Origin of the sequence: Flavobacterium alkalisoli (assembly GCF_008000935.1) — a bacterium.
Taxonomy (GTDB): domain Bacteria; phylum Bacteroidota; class Bacteroidia; order Flavobacteriales; family Flavobacteriaceae; genus Flavobacterium; species Flavobacterium alkalisoli.
In genome coordinates, this window is the sequence record NZ_CP042831.1 from 2278144 (window position 1) to 2297467 (window position 19324).

The window sequence follows — 19324 nt, forward strand, 5'->3', positions numbered from 1 at the left end:
TTTTTAGTTTGTAAGTTCTATATCATCAAAATAGTAGGTTGCACCTGTTCCCGGCTGGTTAAAGTCGAAGAAAAGAACCACGTTTTGAAAGTTTGCAGAATTATCTATTCCTGTAAAGTCATATACAAGCTCTTCCCACTGGTTAGCTACTGTAGTAGTTGCAGGAAGTTCTGTAGTTATTGTAGCACCGTTGTTTTCCAGTTTTAAAAGAACAGTAATACCTGCCTGTGGTGACCAAACTTTCATTTTTATTTTTTGCTGAGTAGAGAAATCTATTGGAGCTACAAGCGGCATATGTACACCTGCCCATGTTTCTGCTCCGTTATTTTTAACTACCTGACCTACAAATCCGCTGGTGTTTATACCAGACTGATCCGGGTTAGCCACTTTTGCACCAAAAGCATTACCAAATCCGTTAAAGGTATACTCAATGTCATACTCAAAGTTTAACGGAATAACCACTGCTTGTGCCGGAGCTGCCAGTTTAATGTCATCGAAATAATAAGTTTCACCAGAACCGTTTACCCCAAAGTTAAAGAACAGTACGATTCTGCCATATTCATTGTTAGTATCAATAGCAGAGAAGTCGTAAGTAAGTTCTTCCCACTGGTTAGCTGTTGTAGTAACCTGGTCTACTTCATAATTAATATTAGAGTCAGCAAGGTTTTCAACTTTAAATTTAACGGTTACTCCCGCAGCAGGAGACCATACTTTAAGCTTAACCTGGTTAAGTGAAGCAAAGTCTATAGGAGCGTCAAGTGCAAGTGAAGTACCTGCCCAAACTTCCGCTCCCGCATTTTTAACCTGCTGTCCAACCATAGTACTTGTATTGATGCCAGACTGATCTGGGTTTGCTACAACTGATGTGGTAGCGTTACCAAAATCGCCAAACGCATAGTTTAGGGTTGAATTTTCAAAATCAACAGGTAATAATAACGGGTTGGTTATAGTAACCTGTTGTGTTACTGTTGTTGTAGCTGCACCACCACTAAAGGCAGTAACAGTAACATCATAAGTACCTATGTCAGAATAAGTGTATGATACCTGATCTCCTTCGTTAAACTGTACAGGAGCTGCAGATTCGTCTTCACCAAAGGTTACTTCATAAAATGTCTCATAATCGGCAGTAGCAGATACATTGATTGTAAAAGGATCACCGTTTACCGTAGCAATGTTTACTGAAAGATTTTCTGGAGCAACAAAAGTTACTGTAAGCTGCTCGATTATTTCGGTTTGCTTACCGGTAATACCGTTACCTACAATTTTTACATCATAAACACCTTCTGCATAGTTGTGCTGGGCTTTTTGTCCCGGTGTTACTGTTGCAGGATCCGGTGTACCGTCGCCAAAATAGATACTGTAATTAGCTACACCTTCGCCATTAGGCTGTATGGTTACTAAACCTGTGTTGTCCTGAGTAATGGTAAACAGTGCCGACAGGTTAGTAGGTGCAGGAGCATTATCCAGAAATCCTGAATCAAACTCATCATCGTTACAGGCTGTAAACAACGCCGTAACAAACAATAATGTAATTATATATTTTAAACTTTTCATATCAGTAGCATATTAGTAGTTAGGATTTTGTTCCCACAGTCCGTTAGAGAACTGTATCTCTTCGATAGGAATAGGGAATACTTCATTTTTATTAGCAGTAAATCCAGGGATTGTACCTGAAGCCTGTCCTGTTCTTACAAGGTCAAAGAAACGGTGTCCTTCACCTAAAAGCTCAAGCCTTCTCTCGTTTAGGATAGCGCTTGTTAACGCATCTCCTGCACCTGCAAGATCATGATTCTGGTCGCCAAAAGCTCTTCTCCTAACTTCGTTAACATACTCTAACGCCTTAACGCTGTTGCCTGTTCTGCTGTAAGCCTCTGCAGCCATAAGCAGTACATCTGCATAACGTATAGCACGATAGTTATTAGGGTTGGTAAGGTTTAAGTCTCCCGCCGCCTGTTCGCTTCTTTTTCTAGGTATGTACTTTCTGTTAAAGTATCCTGTGTCTTTATAACCAGGGCCATAAGTAGCACCTGTTTCGGCGTTCCATGCAACCATATCAAGAATGGTAACATCTTTTCTCATGTCGCCGGCAGCATATATTGAAGCAGCTTCTTCAGTAGGAACATTGAAACTGAATCCTGAAGTATATTCCGGTCCGTTATAGTTTCTTGGCCCGCTAAAACCAACAGCTACGTTACCTTCACTACACTGAAGACAGCCAAATCCTGCACCTTCCACATCAGTATACTGTACTTCAAATACCGATTCCGGACCATTTTCACCAAGTTCTTCAAAAAGGTTCATGTAGTCTTCACCTTGTGTAAGAGAATACATTCCGCTGTTTATTACATTTTCAAGCATAGGGCCTGCTAATGCATAATCTCCTTTATAAAGGTAAACTTTTCCTAAAAGAGCCTGTGCAGCTCCTTTAGTTACCCTGCCTGTTTGAGGTGCTGTAGGAGCTAAGTCTGCAATTGCCATTTCAAGATCACTTATGATAGAAGCATAAACTTCATCAGTACTGGCTCTTGGTATAGTGCTTTCATCTCCAAGGGTAAATCTTGAGTCTCCCTTAAGAGGAATACCTCCAAACCATTTTAAAAGTTCAAAGTTATAGTAAGCATGTAAAAAACGGGCTTCTGCTATAATTTGTGCTTTACCTTCAAAATCGGTTTTGTCTTTAAATTCAAGTATGTAAGCTGCCCTGTTTACACCAGCAAACATCCAGTTCCATACATCCCTAAGGTTAGAGTTAACCGGAGTATGAGTCATTTCATCTATCTGCTGCCAGCCAATAACGTCGTTAGCGCTCTCACCGCCCGATAAAGTGTTATCTGAGGCAATTTCACCAAGAATAACATTTACATAAGATGACTGAAGGATATCGTAAGCCGCAATAAGTGCATAGTTGTAATCTTCTTCAGAATTAAAGTAATTGTCTGAAGAAATACTATACAAAGGAGCTCTCTCTAAAAAGTCGTCGCTGCAGGAAATATTTGTTACTGCAAGTATACTGAAAGCCATAAAGGCTGTGATAATTTTTCTTTTCATTTTTTTAGAAATTTAGGTTTAAACCAATTAAGTATGTTCTTGGAACAGGGTAGAAACCAAAGTCGATACCTGATGAAAGCGGAGCACCGCTGGAAGCACCCGGATCAAAACCACTGTATTTAGTAAATGTATACAGGTTATTAACGCCTGCATATAATCTAAGTTTAGTAATACCTGCTCTTTGTGTAAAGTCAGGATTGATAGTATAACCTAACTGAACATTTTGTATTCTAAGGTATGAAGCATCTTCAACAAAGAAATCAGAGAAAACATTGTTTGAAGTTGCAGCTGTAGTCATTCTTGGTACACTGTTACTTGTACCTTCGCCTGTCCAACGGTTAAGTGTATAATTCATTCTGTTTACGTCGGTAAGGTTTCTTTCATAGTTTCTTACCATATCGTTGCCTAATGATGCAAAAGTATAAACGGCAAAGTCAAATCCTTTATAATCTAACTGTAGGTTAAAGCCCATAGTTGCATCAGGAATAGGATCTCCAATTTCTGTACGGTCATCAGCGTTTACCACACCATCACCATTAGTATCTACAAAACGGATATCACCAGGTTGTGCAGGGGCGCCAAGTGCCGATTGGTCAGGATGGGCAGCTACTTCGTCAGCATTTTGGAAGATACCATCTGTTTGGTAACCGTAGAAGTACCCCATTGGGTGTCCTACTTCCATTCTCGTAGGTTGTGGCTGGCCTACACCAAACTCACCGCCTCCATAAAACCCGGTACCATTCTTTACCTCGGTAACTTCATTGTTTATAAAGGTAACATTATAGCTCGCTTTAATATGAAAATCGTTTCCAATAGTATTATCATAAGTAAGGGCAAGTTCAACACCTTTATTTACAACGGTACCTGCATTAAGAGTAGGATTTTGTCCGCCTGGACCATAAGTTCCTAATATACCTGATACAGGAATGCCGGGAATTAAAAGGTTTGCTCTAGTATCTTCAAAATAATCTGCTACAAATTGCAGTTTGTCATTAAAGAAGTTAAGGTCAATACCTACATCCAGTTTTCTTGCTTCTTCCCATTTAAGATTTGGGTTAGGTAATGCACCTGTAGCAAAACCATTTACTAATGTCCCGCCAAAAATATAAGTAGCTTCACCATCTAAAAGGCCAAGATATTTATTAGAATCAAATCGGTCACTACCAAGTACACCGTAACTGGCTCTTAATTTTGCAAAGCTAAGAATAGCGTTTTCTTTGTTGAAGAAATTTTCTTCTGAAAGCACCCAACCTCCAGTAACTGATGGGAAGTAAGCTACACGGTTATTAGATCCGAATTTTGTTGATGAATCCCTTCTAATCATACCTGATACAAGGTATTTACCTTTGTAGTCATACTGAATTCTTCCAAAGTATGACACTCTTCTGTCATCGTAAGAATAAGATCCGGCTGTTTTGCTGTCTGAAAATCCTGTAGTAAGGTTTATGTCGGCAAACTCCCAAGAGTTGTTAGGCACATCAAATCCAGTAGCATAAAGACCTTTACCCCATGTTTTAAATATGGTTGTACCTAAAGTACCAGTAAAGTTATGTGCTTCATTTAGAGATAATTTGTAGGTAGCAAAGGCATCAAAAGTATAATCGTTATCGTCAAAAGCATTTTGGTTTACAGTACTTCTCACATTATCAAATACTTTACCTCCGTAAGATATTTGTTTGTTAAATATCCTCTCGTCCCTGTTTTGTGTGTTAAAACCTACACGACCTGTTACAGTAAGGTTTTTGATTACCTCATAATCAGCACCAAAGGTTCCGCTTAATTTCTTAAGGTTGTAATCATTATAAGTGTTAGCTATTTGTGCAAGCGGGTTAATTATCTCGTTACCAAGGTTACTTCCCGGTATTGTAGAACTACCTGTTGGTAATACTGTAAAGTCACCATTTGCATCATAGGGAGTATAGATAGAAGGAGTATTAATAGCATTGAATAATACCGATCCCAATACATTTTCGTTAAACCCTTGTGTATCTGTAGTAAGATAAATAAGGTTAGTGAACATTTTAAGTTTTTCGGTTAAATCGGCATTTAATGAAATACGGGCAGTATTACGCTCAAAATGCGACTTGTCTCCACCTATAATACCATCCTGGTCAAGGTGAGAGCCACTCACTCGATAAGTAATTTTATCGCTACCTCCTGCAATAGAAAGATCGTGGTTAATGATTGGAACACCTGTGTCAAACACTTCATCCTGCCAGTCTGTACCTTCACCTAGAGAAGATACGTTAGGGAAAGGTATAGGCTGCCCTCCGTTAGCATACTTTTCGTTTAATAAAAGAGCATACTCTGTAGCATTTAGCAACGGAAGTTTTCTTGTAGTTTCCTGGAAACCTGTGTACGTGTTATAAGAGAACGATGTTTTAGAGTTTTTCTTTCCTTTTTTAGTAGTAACAAGTATAACACCATTTGCACCGCTGGTACCATAAATAGCAGCCTGAGCATCTTTTAGTACTGTAATGTTTTCTATATCGGTAGCATTAATATCACTAAGGCTTCCTATATAACCATCTATTAGTACTAATGGTGCATTGTCTCCGTTAGTGGCTATACCTCTAATTCTTACGTCAAGTGCAGCACCCGGTTTACCCGATTGTGTTGTAACATTAACACCACTTACAGTACCCTGTAAAGCCTGTTCAACTTTAACGGGTCTCATGTCTTCCAGTGTTTTGCTGCTAACAACACTTACAGCACCTGTAACTTCTTTTTTACGTTGTGTACCATAACCTATCACTACAACTTCATCTAAGGTTTTGGCGTTTTCTGTCATTGAAACCGATATGTTTCCGGTTCCAGTAACATCTTTTATTATGGTATCATAACCTATAAAACTAAAAACAAGTTTCGAACCCACAGGAGCTTTAATGATATAGTTACCATCGATGTCCGTAGCAGTCGAAACTTCGCTGTTTTCTACGCTGATGTAAACACCGGGCATAGGCAAACCGGTGGCAGCTTCATTTACTGTACCCTTAATCTCAACATCCTGCGCATGGCAAAATGATGAAATCAGAATAAAAGCAATTAAGAGTAATTTAGACTTCATATAATAAATTGTTTTTTGTGATTATCTAAAATTATATCACAATAAATTACGAAGAATAAAATTAACCTCAACAAAAATTATACATTCATAAAAAACTTAGGCCTTTACCATGATATTCGTCTGATACAGAGTGTTAAGACTAAGTTAAGCAGCTCAAAAAAATCTTAAGAAAACTGCTTTACAACGTTGTTGTTGTGGTAATGTATAGGTGATTTTGCAAAATGTTGTAGTATACTAGAGCGATAGTATGTACTCAACAAGCCCTAATTCGTGAGGCAAGTCCATTTTTTTGCGCAAACGATATCGTTTTATCTCCACACTTCTTACAGAAATGTTAAGTAGGGGAGCTATCTCTTTTGATGATAAATTCAGTCGGAGGTAAGCACATAATCGAAGATCGTTAGGTGTTAATGACGGATGAATGGATTTAACCTTCTTAAGGAAATCTTTATCGGCATTATTAAATGCTTCCTTAAACATATCCCAGGTATCATCTTCATTAATGTTCTTATTAATGGTTGTAATTACCGATTTGATATTTCTGTCGGTTCCCGTACCTGTTTTCTTTAAGTCTTCCTTAATCATGGAAAGTAGTTCATTCTTCTTGATGAGGTTCATGGTAGAAACCGCAAGCTCCCTGTTCTTGTTTTCAAAATCCTGCTCCAGCTGCTCGTTTTTAACTCTCATAAGCTCCTGCTCATTTTCAAGCTCTTTTATTTCAAGCAGTCTGTTGTTTTCTTCAATAAGCTTTTCTCTCTGTCTCTGGTAATAGTTTTTGTAAGCCCTGTTAATAAGATATGCGGCAATTACAGCCAGTATTATATATAAGATGATTGCAAAATTGGTAGCATACCATGGTTTTAATATGATGAAAGTATACGTAGCAGTATTTACAGAAACTGAATTACCTGTTTTGGCCCTTACCTTAAAAGTATAACTCCCAGCAGGCAGGTTTTTAAAAGCGGTAACGGGTTTGTTGGTCCATTCGCTCCATTCATTCTGCATTCCTTCCAGCATAAACTGGAATTCGGTATTGGCATATTTGTTATATTCCGGTACGGTATAGAAAAAGGTGAGGTTGTTTTCGGCATATTTAAACTCTCCTTCCTGGTTTATAATAACAGGAGAAGGCTTTTCGTTGAGCGAATTTCCTGTAATACCTGTTATTGTAACGGTATTGCTCTTAAAATTAAGTTCATTAAGGTTTATGGTATAATACCCGTCAGTAGTACCAATCAGATATACGCTTTGATTTATCTGGGTAATGTTTTCAAAGCCTAGCATTGAATTGGTAAGTGACGAAGGTATGGCTATGGCATTTTGCTTTAACTCCGTAGTCAGTTTCCCCGAAGAGAAATAATTGATATAGTTTCTGGTAAAGAACCAAAGTTTTCCAGACTTATCCGGCATTAGTTTTCCCGACATGTATTCGTCCTGACGGAAAACCATAGACAACTTTTCATCTTTCTCAAACTTTTTGTTTTTAGGATTTAGCGTATAAAAGCCTTCTTTAGAGGCATAGTATATAGTATTGTTAAACCTTGCCAAGCTCGCATTTTTACCTTTCTCGGGTGTTTTATAGGTTTCGGAATCTTCTACACGGGTATAGGTATTGTTTACTTTAATCCTGAATACCCCTTTATATTCATGGCTTATGTATATTTCATTATTCCCTAAAAGGGCGAAATACCTGCTGGAATAGTCAAACCCTTCAATCTTGTTTTTAAACTTCCAGCTTCCGTTATTTTTTTCCAGTATTGATATACCATAGTAGTTACCCTGAAGCAACATATTTTTATTGGTAGGATGAGGTTCAAATTTCCATGTTCCTGATGCGGCAAACAGTTGCCTTGCCTGATTTCCTGTAATAATAAATGTTCCCGAATCGTGACCACAAAACAGAGTGTCATCATATTGATATAATGACCAAACCTGGCCTTTTGTGCCGGGTATAAACTTAAACTCCTCATTAGATCTGTACGTTTTATAGAATAACCCCTGATTTGTGCCTATATATAGTGTGTTGTGGTATAATGCCGAAGCATATACGGTACCTAAAAAGCCGGTATCGTCTACAAAGCTCCTTACTGCCGACTGTAGGTTAATGCAGTTAATACCGTTATCAAGTCCTATCCATACATTTTTATCGTCATCCTCATATAGAGACAGGGCAGTATTGTTGCTAAGTCCTTTGTTTTGGGTTATGTGATAACGTACTTTTCCTTGTGGCGATAAAATAAAGATACCATTAGATACAGTTCCCAATGCTAAACTGCCGTCACTTAACTTCTGTCCGCTGTAAATACTGCTTAGTTTTAGCTCTTCATCAGCCTCGGTAACCCATTTGGTAACTTTACCATCCTTATATTCCAGTAATCCGTTGTATTGCGTTTGTATAAGCAGGCCTTCGTTATGAGGGTAAATGTTTATTATTTTGTTTTCGGTAAGTAACGGATTGGTGTCAACCTGCCTGCTTTTACCATTTTCTATTTCATAAAGCCCTGTGCCAAAGGTTTGGTAAAATATCCTGTTACCAACCCTGAATATTTTATTAACCCCGGTTTCCGGTTTAAAGATAGTATAAGTCTGTTTTTGGGTGTTGTAAATAAAAATCTGGTTTAATGACTGAAATATTACCCAATGGTCATATTGTGCAATATTCCAAAACTGCTCGTCATCCAGTATCTTGTTTTTTATCTTTTCGCTTAAAGAAGTATAGGTAAGGCTTCCGTTTTCCTGTCTGGTCCAGTAGCCAAACTCCATATAGCAACCGGTATAGATTTTATCGCCTATTACCTTAACCGATCTTATAATTGTTTCGTTAGGTGAGGGGTAAAGTGTCCAGGCAGTACCATTATATTCCAGTAGTCCGCCATTGTTGGCAAAATACATATAATGGTTTTTATCCTGGGTAATCATCCAGTTTTGGTTACCCGCATTATATATCCCTGTGCTGTATTTAAGTATAGGAGGGAGGTCCTGACAAAATCCTGTAAGGGTATAAAAAAACAGAAGTAGTATTGTAATTTTTTTCACGAAAGGAATGGGAGTTTAGTTTGTTTACTACGAATATACAATTAGAAAATAAATTTTACACTTACTTTAAATAACAAAACCGCCTAAGCTATGTTTAGGCGGTTGATACACTCCTTAGAAATTAATTGAAGAAAAAGTTATTGTTTAATAAAGCGTGCAGTTGTTTCGGCTTCACCATCAGATACACTTATTATATATACACCTGAGGTTAATGATGATACGTTAACAGCTGCAGTTTCCTGTTGAGGAGCATTTTCCATAACCTTTTGCCCCATCATGTTGTAGATGGTTATGTTTTTAACCAATTGGCTATTGGTTACAGTAAGCACATCACTAACAGGGTTAGGGTATAAGGTTAGGGTATTATGAGAAAAACTATCCGTACTCAATTCCTGCGCCTGAGTAACGACAATATTACCATTATCGTTTTCATGAGCAGGGTTTCCGTTTAGTCCTGTAACCGAGAAACCAAACTGAACTAATAATCCGCTGGTTAACTGATCGGCAGGAACAGTAATTGTAAAGTTTTCGCCTTCAATAAGCTCTGCTGTAGCATATACATCAAGCGAATAATTGTTGTCAGGGTTTAATGCCTTAACAAAGGCAACGGCTGTATAGTCTTCTATAAGGGTATTGCTGGATACATATCCTGTAAAAGTTACATCCTGACCCACCCATTCAAGGCTTTCCTGATAGGTGCTTCCTTCAAATACTTTGTTGCCATACTCACCGTTTGTCCAGTAGGCAGGATCATCCCCTGTGTTATATACATTGTAATTAGGATAAAGTGTAACGGTGTTATCTCCGGTATTAATTACGGTTTTGATATCTCCTAATCCCCACGGACTTCCCCACAGGTAATCCTGTGTTTCGTTATTTTCAAAGATATTTGCATATCCTGTCCAATTTGCCGAAGCATCTACTGTAAATTCAAGTTGCGCCTGTGCTTTAAATAAGGGTAACGACAGTAGTAAACCGCATAAATACAGCTTGCCGTTTTTTAGTAATTTTTGTTTCATAGGTTTGGTATTTAATTGATTAGATATAAAAATACATACCAAACGAAAACGTTGTAAATTTTACACCTATATACAAACTATACAAAATAATAAAACCATAATTTTCAAACCATTAAATTGTGAATTGCTTTATTTTTTAGCTATTATTTTAGTAACTTTTTAATTTTGTTATTAAAGATATTGTTATGGTTAATGTGTAAATGTTAAGGTAATGTATAGTTTTTAGCTAATGTTTTTCAATTCACATCTTACCGGTTTGGGTATCAGTTTATTAAATGCATGTTAATTATAGCCTGTTTTCCTTTTTTAACAAAAAGTACACAATAATCCTGCTAAGCTTTGAATAGTAACGGATTATAAAAACCATAATTTATAACGCTTTGTTAAACTAAATTTAATTAACGGTTTCCTTAACATTAAGACGTATTAGCCTTTATAGATTTGGGATTATTAACCTAAATTAAAAAATAGCAAAATGAAAAAGTTCAGAATTTTAGCATGCACATTATTAGTCACGGGATTTGGTTTAACTTCTTGTAGTAGTGATGATGATGCACAGGATGTAAACAATGAGGTTCAAATTGAAGGTACTTACAACCTAACGGCTGTAAAGACTGCAGAACCTACAGATTTTGATGAAGACGGTACTTCTCATGAAGACCAGATGCAGGAAACGAATTGTTATGATGGTACTAAGTTAGTCTTAAACGCTGATAATACTTTAACGTACCAAAAAAACAGTGTTTTAATTGATGTTACCGAAGGAAATTCAGCATGTACAGAAGCTACTTATGCCGGTAACTGGGAGCTTTTAAGCGGTGCAGGAAGCGATGTTATCCTAAGACTTACTTATGTAGATAATAACGACGATACCGTAACAATGAATGTTGTTAAAACTGGTAACGAAATAAGATATACTAATGAGTTTGGGACTTACCCGGACAGAGATGAAGAAACAGGTGGTGCAGTATTAACCTTTGGTGCAGTGGAGTATTTATTTGTGAAATAATGTAGAGTGAATGTACCAAAAGTAAAAAGGGATGCTATATGCATCCCTTTTTTATTTTATATAGAAGATTTTTATACTAACTCTGCGCTTAAGCCTGCTTCCAGCAATTGTGAGCATTGTGGCTTTAGCTTATCATATTCACCTGTCTTAACGGTGCATTTGCCATTGTAGTGAACAATTATAGAGCATTGCTCTGCCTGTTCAGGTGTATGGTCGCAAACCCTTATAAGTGTGTCTATAACATGATCAAAAGTATTCACATCGTCATTAAACAAAACTATTTCGCTGTTGCCGGTAATACCTTCTTCAACTAATACTTCTTCTAATACTTTTTCTTTTGTGCTCATATTCAGTAATTTAATTCCGGTTGCTAATTTACATATTTTAATGCAACCCAATTATTTCTGCTAAACTTTTTTATGAACTTCATTCCTTTTTCGGTGCACGAAGCATCTATAAACGGAATGTCTTCTTCATAAAAACCGCTAAGTAATAAAGTACCGCCATCGTTAAGGCAGTCTTTATACTGCTGCATATCATCCAGTAATATATTTCTGTTGATGTTGGCAATAATCAGGTCATATTTTTTAGCTTCTAAAAGGGCAGCGTCGCCTTCATAAACGGTAATATGCTTACAGTTATTGCGTTCGGCATTCTCTATAGAGTTCAGGTAGCACCAGTTGTCTATATCTATAGCATCAATAGGTTTAGCTCCCCTCATCTCGGCAAGTATGGCAAGTATCGCCGTACCGCAACCCATGTCAAGTGTCTTTTTGTTCTCAACATCAGTTTCAAGCAAATGCTGTATCATCATAAAAGTAGTTTCATGATGCCCGGTACCAAAACTCATTTTAGGCTCTATAACAATGTCATATTTTGCATTGGTCTTTTCATGAAAAGGAGCCCTTACATAACAGGTATCATCCACTTCAATAGGTTCAAAGTTTTTCTCCCATTCCTCATTCCAGTTTACCTGGTCTATTTCCTCAAAAGTATATTCTATTTTAAATTCAGGAGAATTTAAAATATATATGTCCTCAAGAACATTTTCAGTCCAGAATTCTTTTTGGATATATGCAGAAAGGCCTTCTTCCGTTTCTATGAAACTCTCAAAAGGAGTTTCTCCCAATTCTGCCAGTAGTATCTCCGTTCCCGGATCTTTAGGCTCTACTTTAAAATGATAACCTATATATATGTTCTGCATAACTTTAATTTTTCGCAAAGGTAACATTAACATAACATACCGCAGTAATAATTAATATTAAGTTTGCGCAAACTTTACAATGGTGCTTTATGGTAGTTAATTCGCGACAAAATTACCAAATGTTTGCCAGATTGAATGTGAAATTTGCATCAACGTAAGGTTAACAAAAAAATACGAAAAACACGAAACGAACGAAAATGAAAAACACGTTAATCACACTATTATTATTTGTTGGTCTTGCCGCCTCTGCTCAGGTGACTATAGAAAAGACAAAAAATAATAATGACCTTAAACTTTCTGCTTTACCATACTACAGCTATGGTAAGGGGCTTGGACTGACTTCGCCGGACAGTCTTTTCCAGTTTAACATCCGCTTCAGGATGCAAAACAGGGTTTCTTATCTTGAATCTGACGGAGTAAGTACTATAGATGGACAAATAAGAAGGTTAAGGCTGCGCTTTGATGGTTATGTAGGTGATCCAAAATTCCTTTATGCAATTCAGCTATCATTTGCGCCGGGTGATGTAGGATCTATAAATGAAGGTGAAAATATTAATATAATTAGGGATGCAATAGTATTTTACCGACCTAACAAACACTGGAATATAGGTTTCGGTCAAACAAAGCTACCGGGTAACCGCCAGCGTATTAACTCTTCAGGAGCATTACAGTTAACAGACCGTACTATAAATAATGCAAGGTTTACTATAGACAGGGACTTTGGTTTACAGGTACACAACCTTAACGAATATATGGACAAGTTTTCATACAACTTAAAAGGTGCCATAAGTATGGGGGAGGGAAGAAACTCAACTAAAGAACCGGATAACGGTTTGGCTTATACAGGTAAAGTAGAGTTATATCCTTTTGGTGCATTTAAAAGTAACGGTACCTTTTTTGAAGGTGATCTAAAGAGGGAAGAAAAACCTAAAGTAATGGTTTCCGGTGCTTACCAGTTTAATAACAGGGCAAGAAAAACACAGGGACAGCTTGGTAACTATCTTTTTGAAAAGAGAGATATGCAGTCACTTTTATTAGATGGTATGTTTAAGTACGACGGTTGGTCTTTCCAAACGGCTTATATGCAAAGAACAGCAAAAGATCCGGTTACATACAATCCTGATGATATAACCGATTTTAACTATGTTTTTGTTGGTCACGGTATGGACTATCAGCTTAGTTATTTATTCCCTTCTAATTATGAACTTATTGGTCGTTATTCAAATCAGAAAGTGCATAAGGATATAGAAATGTATTCTCCTGATTCTGATCAGTATAGTATTGGTGTTACTAAATATATTTGGGAACATGCATTTAAGGCTCAGATGGAAGTTTCTATGGACGATCTTCATTATTATAATGGTGACTCAAGACAGATATGGCTTGTACGTTTCCAGGTAGAAATAGGTATATAATTGCTAAAATAAAATACATAATAAAGTAAAAAATCCTGCCCACCGGCAGGATTTTTTTTGAAAAAAAACACGAAACTACTTAACTGCTACTTAACACTACTTAACTACCAGTTTCTTTACAATGCCTTCGGATGTTTTTACGATGTATATACCCGAAGCCATATTTGTTGTATCTATTTTTAATGCCTGTTTGGCACTATGTATCATTTTTCCGTTTAGGTCATAAACCTCAATGTCAGCTGCACGGTTAAAGTATGCGGTGCCATCTACAGCAGGGTTAGGGAACACCACAAATGTTTTTGGTGCCTGTACAAAATCTCCTGTACCAAGGTTTTCGGTATTAACTTCATAGATACTTAATGTACCGCTAATTTCGTTAGCAATAATTACATATCCTTTGCCGTCAGGGCTGTTATCCTCACTTATGTAAGTTATACCTTCAGGACCATGGTCACCTTCATAAGCTGTAAGGCTACGGCTGTTTTTGTAGTCTACGAAATTAACATCTGCAGGGTCTGTTACATCATAAACCATTACACCACCTACGCGCTCAAGGCCAACAAATGCAAATGTTTTGCCGTTTATTTGTGCTACGGTTACGCCTTCCGGCTCAGGGCCTTTAGCACGGCTTCTTCCTTTAATTCCGTTTTCTTCGCTATCAGAGTTAAATAAAGCACTGATAGAAGCATCGGTAGAAGTATACATTTCGAAATCGTCTCCACTATCGTAAACAATTTCTTTAGTATCGGCATTAAAGATTGAGAACGAACGTGTACCAAGGCAGAAAATCTGTTCGTACTCTGCATCCTCATCAAGATTACCATTAGCATTGGTAACTCTCATACGGCCGGCATTAAAGCTCTTTTTAAGCATTGCAGCCTGAGGGAAAATTGTAGCATCAAGGCTGTAACCGTTGTTGCCTATTGTTGTTCTTTCCTCAAAGTTGTCATATTCTTTCTCATCACCTTCATTAGCGGTAATGATATAGTTTACACCGTTTACGTTGTAGTTAGCAACCGCATCCGGAATATAATATGCCTGTATTGGCCAGTTTGCGATAAGAACTTCACCATTGTTATCAGAGATGTCAAATCCGTTACCCGGCAGGCTCATATCTTTAGTACCTAAAGACCATACATCGGCAATAGTATTGTTAGTAAGGTTTATTTCTGCAATAGCATTGTTTTCCTGTAGGGAAACCCATGCTTTTTGAGAATCGGCGCTTGAAGTAATATATTCAGGTTCAAAATCCTGAGAAAGTGTACTACCTGCGTATACTTTTCTTACTCCTGTAGCTAAAAGTGCAGCTTCCTGAGCATTGTAATCTGTAAAGTAAAGAGTTGTTACGTTACCCTGTGCAACTGTTTGCACACCTCCTGAAATATCTATAATACTTACCGAACCTTCCGGGTCTACAGTGTAGTCGCTTTTTGGCTGACCTTCGTTTGCTGTAAGTACTTTTGTTCCGTCCGGAGTGAAAGAGATATTATCCGGTAGGGCACCTACAGTAACCTGAGCGATAAATGTACCATCGGTATCAAAGAATACTACGCTTCCGTCAAGATGCTCTTCAACGTTTGGAGAAGCGACTGCTATAATACCATTGTGAACAGCTACACTGGTAACTCCGCCATAGGTATTCATGTTTATAGATGATACTACAGATGGGGCAGTAGGATCAGAGAAATCTAAAATGTCAAGGTAACCTGCAACAGCACTTGTAGTGAACAATCTTTGAGTAGCAGGATCGTGAACTACGATTTCGCAAGTACTCTCGTTTGTTCCTGAAGGATCGAAACTACCAATGTAATCAAGCTCAATACTATGGTCAGGGGTAGGAGCCATTCTGTCGTTATCCTTAATGTAGATAGTTGCAAAGCTGTCTCCTGTTATATTTATACCTACAGGGTTTTCAAGGCTTAAAACAAAATACTCAGCAGCCTGTTCCTCTTCGTTGTCATCAATAATTGCAATAGCAATTGTTTGTGTAAGAGAACTTGTTCCTGTAAAGTTCAGGGTTTGTGTAGTAAGAGTAAAGTCATTAGCGTCTGCCGTACTGAACGGAGAAGCTTTAACTACTAAGTCTACCGAAGCAGTAGCAGGCCCTTCAAGATTAAGAACAAGGTTAAGTGTACCTGCATCTTCGTTTACTACTATAAAAGTCTCATCAAAAGAGATAAGTGTATTGTATGTAAAAGTATAGCTGTATTCACATGCCATTACTACAGCATTCTCATCGGTAATACTGTTTACAGTTAATGTATATTCCATACCTGCTTCAAAGGCTGTAGCATAAGTAAGTGTTACTACATTTCCGTTTGCAACTGCTGTTGTAAGTCCGGTAATACCTGTATAGTTGGTTAATAATGCAGCGCTTGTTGCATTAAGTTCGTTATTAAAAGTAAGTTCAATAGTCGTTGCATTAACTACTGCTACGTTTTGAACTGTTGGCGAACTAGGGAAGCTCCATGTTGGCCACTCCTGTGCAGGAGTACCTGCTGCAACACCTACCCAGTTAGCAGGGTTTAGTATAGCCGCTTTAAGTTGAGAAGGAGTTCCTTCCTGAGTGCCATTGTAGTATGCGTTTGCAGTATTGCCGTCAACGTTACCTGCGGCAGTACTAAGGTTAACAGCGCTTGTGCCGTCAACTAACCCTAAAGGCAACATAGAGTTGCTTCCGCCACAATCAGTATTTACAGTTAGCCATGCGTTAGATGACATTGCTGTAATGTAGTTAGGAGCTATAGCTGTACCGGCATAAACAATTACCTGGTCACCCCCTGAGCTAAGTCCGAAATCACCACCGGTTACAATACCTGTACTGGCAACAAGAGCACCAGTTTGTATAGAGATAACCGAACCTGCAGGTACACAGTTTGTAGCTGTCCAAACGATACCGTCTGTACACTGTGGTTGCGGGTTGGTAGTATATTTAGAATCGGTAAGAGTGATGAATGTACCCGGAGCGATATCAACAAAAGTAACAAGGGCAATTTCGTCTTCCGTTCCGCTAGCATTCATTCTGTAAGCTACAAAAGCCATATCTCCTGCTGTAAATGCAGTTTGTACAGATATAGTTGTAAATGTAGCCGATTGAGTTTCGGTAATTGCATTGTCGCTCATGTCTTCTATAGTGTTAGGAAGAAGGGCAACATAATATTGCTGACTGTTTAAAAGGGCAACAGCAGGAGTAATTGTAATTGTATTGTCTGCAAAAGTAGCATCAAACGGAACAATAGTTCCTGTAGCGTTATTTAAACGAAGTTCTACTACTGCGTCGATGTTTGTATTAGTAATTGCAGTATTGTCTGCAAGCCTTACATCTTCATTAAAAGAGATTGTAGGTAGTTGAGACACTAATACATTAATAGCTTCGTTTGCCGGAGTAATTGTAGCAACCGGAGCGATTGGGTCACCACCGCCTATTACAGCACCTTCGGCTGTAAAGTTGTCAAAACGGTTGTTTCCGCCTGTACCACCGTCACCTTGTTCAAACTCAACTTTCAGTTTAAAGTTAGCATTGTTGTTTGCGGCTGTAATAGCTGTAAGGTCAAGCGTTGCAAGACCCGGATCGCCATTGTTAGGGGTTACGGTAGTTAAAAGGGTAAAGTTTGTACCATCGGTAGAGTAATACCAGTTTTGAGTACCGGCACCTGAGCCCGAACGACGGGTAGCAAATTTTACCATGATATCTTCAAAACCTGTAGTAGGAAGGGCAAATACAAGGCCACCACCTATAGGGTTGTTAAAACGTAAGTGTGAACCGGCAGCATCGCCGTTTTGTGCATTCAGGTTCTGAACGTCAAAGTTCTGACCTGTACCGCCTGCAAAATCGATAAGGCTACCTGTTCCTGCATTAACGGTAATTGAAGCACCTGTTACATACGACTGAGACGGAGTAGTGATAGCTATTTCCGATGCATTGTCGTTAAAGTTCCAATAGTGGATAAGGGTTTGTGCTCCTGATAACTGTGATACCAGTAAAACCCCTAAAACCAGCAAAAGTTTTGTGAAGTAATTTTTTGACATACGATTTTTTTGTGGTGTTTAATATTGCTGCAAAAATCTATGTCTCTTTTTACTTTACCATTAAATGTGGAATAATGAAGTATTAAGATATAACGATGTAGTGTTTGTAAATAGTAAAATTTATGTAAAGAAGGTAATGTTAAGGTTAACTACCTAAGGCATGAAAAAAGCGGCAACATTGTTACCGCCTTACTATTTGTGCTTGCTTGAATATTATATAGCATTTACTATGGCAAGGAAATCATCCGCTTTAAGCGATGCTCCGCCTATAAGTCCGCCATCTACATCCGGTTTAGAGAAAATCTCCTTAGCGTTATCCGGTTTCACGCTTCCTCCATAAAGGATAGAAGTGTTTTCGGCAACATCGGCACTTACATTTTCCTTAATAAGTGTTCTTATAAAATTATGCATTTCCTGTGCCTGTTCCGGTGAAGCAGTTTCACCTGTACCAATAGCCCAAACCGGTTCGTATGCCAATACTACGTTTGGCCACTGGTTTTCACTAATATGGAATAAACCTTCTTTTAACTGGCTTTCCACTACGTTAAAGTGGTTGCCGCTTTGCCTGTCGGCAAGTTCTTCACCAAAACAAAAGATGATAGTAAGATTGTGCTTTAGGGCAGTGTTTACCTTCTCGGCAAGTAAACTGTTTGTTTCGCCAAAATAAGCCCTTCTTTCAGAGTGGCCTAAAATAACAGTGTTTACTTTTATGCTTTTTAGCATGCTAACAGAAACCTCACCTGTATAAGCGCCGTTTTCTGCCTGATGCATATTTTGTGCTGCTACTATTACATTGCTACCTGCCGTTTTGTTAACTGCACTTTCCAGATTAACAAAAGTAGGAGCTACTACAATTTTAGCAGTAGTGTTTTGAGGTTTTTTAGTTAAGATTTCAGTCAGTAAATCCTTAGTCTGCTGGCTGTCATTATTCATCTTCCAGTTTCCTGCAACAATCTGTTTTCTCATTATTTTAGTTGTTTTAGTGTCGCTATTAGTTGTTCGTCATCGGCTTCAATAGCTTTGAAAAGTGCTATTTTACCTTCTTTGTCTACTACCATGTAACGCGGAATCCAGTCCAGCTTAACTGCTTCGCTAAATGCCCCGCCTTTCCATTTTGAGCCTATAAGGTAATGTTCGCCGTTTACATTGTATTTGTCGATACCTATTTTCCAGTCTTCTTCGGTTTTATCGTACGAAAGAAACAGGTAAGTAACATCAGGAAACTGATCCTGCAGGTCGTGTACTTTAGGCATTCCTTTTATACAGTCAGGACACCATGATGCCCATATATCCACTACAATTACTTTGCCTTTGTATTTTTCCAGTATCTCTTTAAAAGGAACTTCGGTACCATCAGCCGATTTCATATTATCCTCAAGAGCCTGTTCAGAAAATGTTGTTGGGGCAGGTCCGTCATTTTTTTCTCCACACGAAAAAAGCCCGAAAAAGATTAATGGTAATAACAGTATTTTTTTCATTTTTTAATTGTTAGAACAA

At 38.0% G+C, this 19324-nt stretch carries 12 protein-coding genes; 2 read left to right on the plus strand and 10 right to left on the minus strand.

The window, feature by feature from the left end; genetic code table 11:
- Nucleotides 1-3 precede the first annotated feature (3 nt).
- The 5 genes from FUA48_RS10115 to FUA48_RS10135 all read right to left on the minus strand — a co-directional run bounded on the left by FUA48_RS10115 (nucleotide 4) and on the right by FUA48_RS10135 (nucleotide 10170).
- Entirely contained in the window at nucleotides 4-1554 is a 1551-nt protein-coding gene (locus FUA48_RS10115) for a hypothetical protein (RefSeq protein ID WP_147583420.1), read from the minus strand.
- 12 nt (nucleotides 1555-1566) lie between these two features.
- Entirely contained in the window at nucleotides 1567-3048 is a 1482-nt protein-coding gene (locus tag FUA48_RS10120; protein WP_147583421.1) for a RagB/SusD family nutrient uptake outer membrane protein, read from the minus strand.
- A 4-nt stretch (nucleotides 3049-3052) separates the two neighbouring features.
- Entirely contained in the window at nucleotides 3053-6115 is a 3063-nt protein-coding gene (locus FUA48_RS10125; RefSeq protein WP_147583422.1) for a SusC/RagA family TonB-linked outer membrane protein, read from the minus strand.
- Nucleotides 6116-6349: 234 nt separating this feature from the next.
- Nucleotides 6350-9151, minus strand: a complete 2802-nt coding sequence (locus FUA48_RS10130) for a helix-turn-helix and ligand-binding sensor domain-containing protein (protein ID WP_240732444.1) — start codon at nucleotides 9149-9151, stop codon at nucleotides 6350-6352.
- Nucleotides 9152-9288: 137 nt separating this feature from the next.
- Nucleotides 9289-10170, minus strand: coding sequence for a T9SS type A sorting domain-containing protein (locus FUA48_RS10135; RefSeq protein ID WP_147583423.1), 882 nt, complete (start codon nucleotides 10168-10170; stop codon nucleotides 9289-9291).
- Between the two features lie 475 nt (nucleotides 10171-10645).
- On the opposite strand from FUA48_RS10135, the gene FUA48_RS10140 reads away from it, so the two are divergent.
- Nucleotides 10646-11179, plus strand: a complete 534-nt coding sequence (locus tag FUA48_RS10140) for a hypothetical protein (RefSeq protein WP_147583424.1) — start codon at nucleotides 10646-10648, stop codon at nucleotides 11177-11179.
- A gap of 71 nt (nucleotides 11180-11250) precedes the next feature.
- Here the strand turns inward: FUA48_RS10140 and FUA48_RS10145 are convergent, their stop codons facing one another.
- Together FUA48_RS10145 and prmA are read right to left on the minus strand one after the other, a co-directional pair.
- On the minus strand, nucleotides 11251-11526 hold the full coding sequence (locus tag FUA48_RS10145) for an ATP-dependent Clp protease adaptor ClpS (protein WP_147583425.1): 276 nt from the start codon (nucleotides 11524-11526) through the stop codon (nucleotides 11251-11253).
- Nucleotides 11527-11549: 23 nt separating this feature from the next.
- Nucleotides 11550-12383 (minus strand): 50S ribosomal protein L11 methyltransferase, encoded by an 834-nt coding sequence (gene prmA / locus FUA48_RS10150; RefSeq protein ID WP_147583426.1) that lies wholly within the window; start codon nucleotides 12381-12383, stop codon nucleotides 11550-11552.
- A gap of 197 nt (nucleotides 12384-12580) precedes the next feature.
- Here prmA and FUA48_RS10155 point away from each other — a divergent pair, with 197 nt between their 5' ends.
- Entirely contained in the window at nucleotides 12581-13798 is a 1218-nt protein-coding gene (locus FUA48_RS10155) for a porin (RefSeq protein ID WP_147583427.1), read from the plus strand.
- 96 nt (nucleotides 13799-13894) lie between these two features.
- Here FUA48_RS10155 and FUA48_RS10160 read toward each other — a convergent pair whose 3' ends face one another.
- From FUA48_RS10160 to FUA48_RS10170, 3 genes are all read right to left on the minus strand, one after another.
- The gene (locus FUA48_RS10160; protein ID WP_147583428.1) at nucleotides 13895-17827 is read right to left on the minus strand and encodes a choice-of-anchor I family protein; all 3933 of its coding nucleotides are present in this window, start codon (nucleotides 17825-17827) and stop codon (nucleotides 13895-13897) included.
- A gap of 213 nt (nucleotides 17828-18040) precedes the next feature.
- Nucleotides 18041-18793: a triose-phosphate isomerase gene (gene tpiA / locus FUA48_RS10165; protein WP_147583429.1), complete on the minus strand. Its 753-nt coding sequence runs from the start codon at nucleotides 18791-18793 to the stop codon at nucleotides 18041-18043.
- The gene (locus tag FUA48_RS10170; protein WP_147583430.1) at nucleotides 18793-19305 is read right to left on the minus strand and encodes a TlpA family protein disulfide reductase; all 513 of its coding nucleotides are present in this window, start codon (nucleotides 19303-19305) and stop codon (nucleotides 18793-18795) included. Before FUA48_RS10170 ends, tpiA begins: the two co-directional genes overlap by 1 nt.
- Between the last annotated feature and the right edge of the window lie 19 nt (nucleotides 19306-19324).

What these genes read in the sequence shown, in the direction of transcription:
- prmA (WP_147583426.1), bottom strand. Translation starts at nt 12,383, where the DNA reads ATGCAGAACATATATATAGGTTATCATTTTAAAGTAGAGCCTAAAGAT.
- FUA48_RS10160 (WP_147583428.1), bottom strand. Translation starts at nt 17,827, where the DNA reads ATGTCAAAAAATTACTTCACAAAACTTTTGCTGGTTTTAGGGGTTTTA.
- FUA48_RS10115 (WP_147583420.1), bottom strand. Translation starts at nt 1,554, where the DNA reads ATGAAAAGTTTAAAATATATAATTACATTATTGTTTGTTACGGCGTTG.
- FUA48_RS10140 (WP_147583424.1), top strand. Translation starts at nt 10,646, where the DNA reads ATGAAAAAGTTCAGAATTTTAGCATGCACATTATTAGTCACGGGATTT.
- FUA48_RS10155 (WP_147583427.1), top strand. Translation starts at nt 12,581, where the DNA reads ATGAAAAACACGTTAATCACACTATTATTATTTGTTGGTCTTGCCGCC.
- tpiA (WP_147583429.1), bottom strand. Translation starts at nt 18,793, where the DNA reads ATGAGAAAACAGATTGTTGCAGGAAACTGGAAGATGAATAATGACAGC.
- FUA48_RS10145 (WP_147583425.1), bottom strand. Translation starts at nt 11,526, where the DNA reads ATGAGCACAAAAGAAAAAGTATTAGAAGAAGTATTAGTTGAAGAAGGT.
- FUA48_RS10170 (WP_147583430.1), bottom strand. Translation starts at nt 19,305, where the DNA reads ATGAAAAAAATACTGTTATTACCATTAATCTTTTTCGGGCTTTTTTCG.
- FUA48_RS10135 (WP_147583423.1), bottom strand. Translation starts at nt 10,170, where the DNA reads ATGAAACAAAAATTACTAAAAAACGGCAAGCTGTATTTATGCGGTTTA.
- FUA48_RS10125 (WP_147583422.1), bottom strand. Translation starts at nt 6,115, where the DNA reads ATGAAGTCTAAATTACTCTTAATTGCTTTTATTCTGATTTCATCATTT.
- FUA48_RS10120 (WP_147583421.1), bottom strand. Translation starts at nt 3,048, where the DNA reads ATGAAAAGAAAAATTATCACAGCCTTTATGGCTTTCAGTATACTTGCA.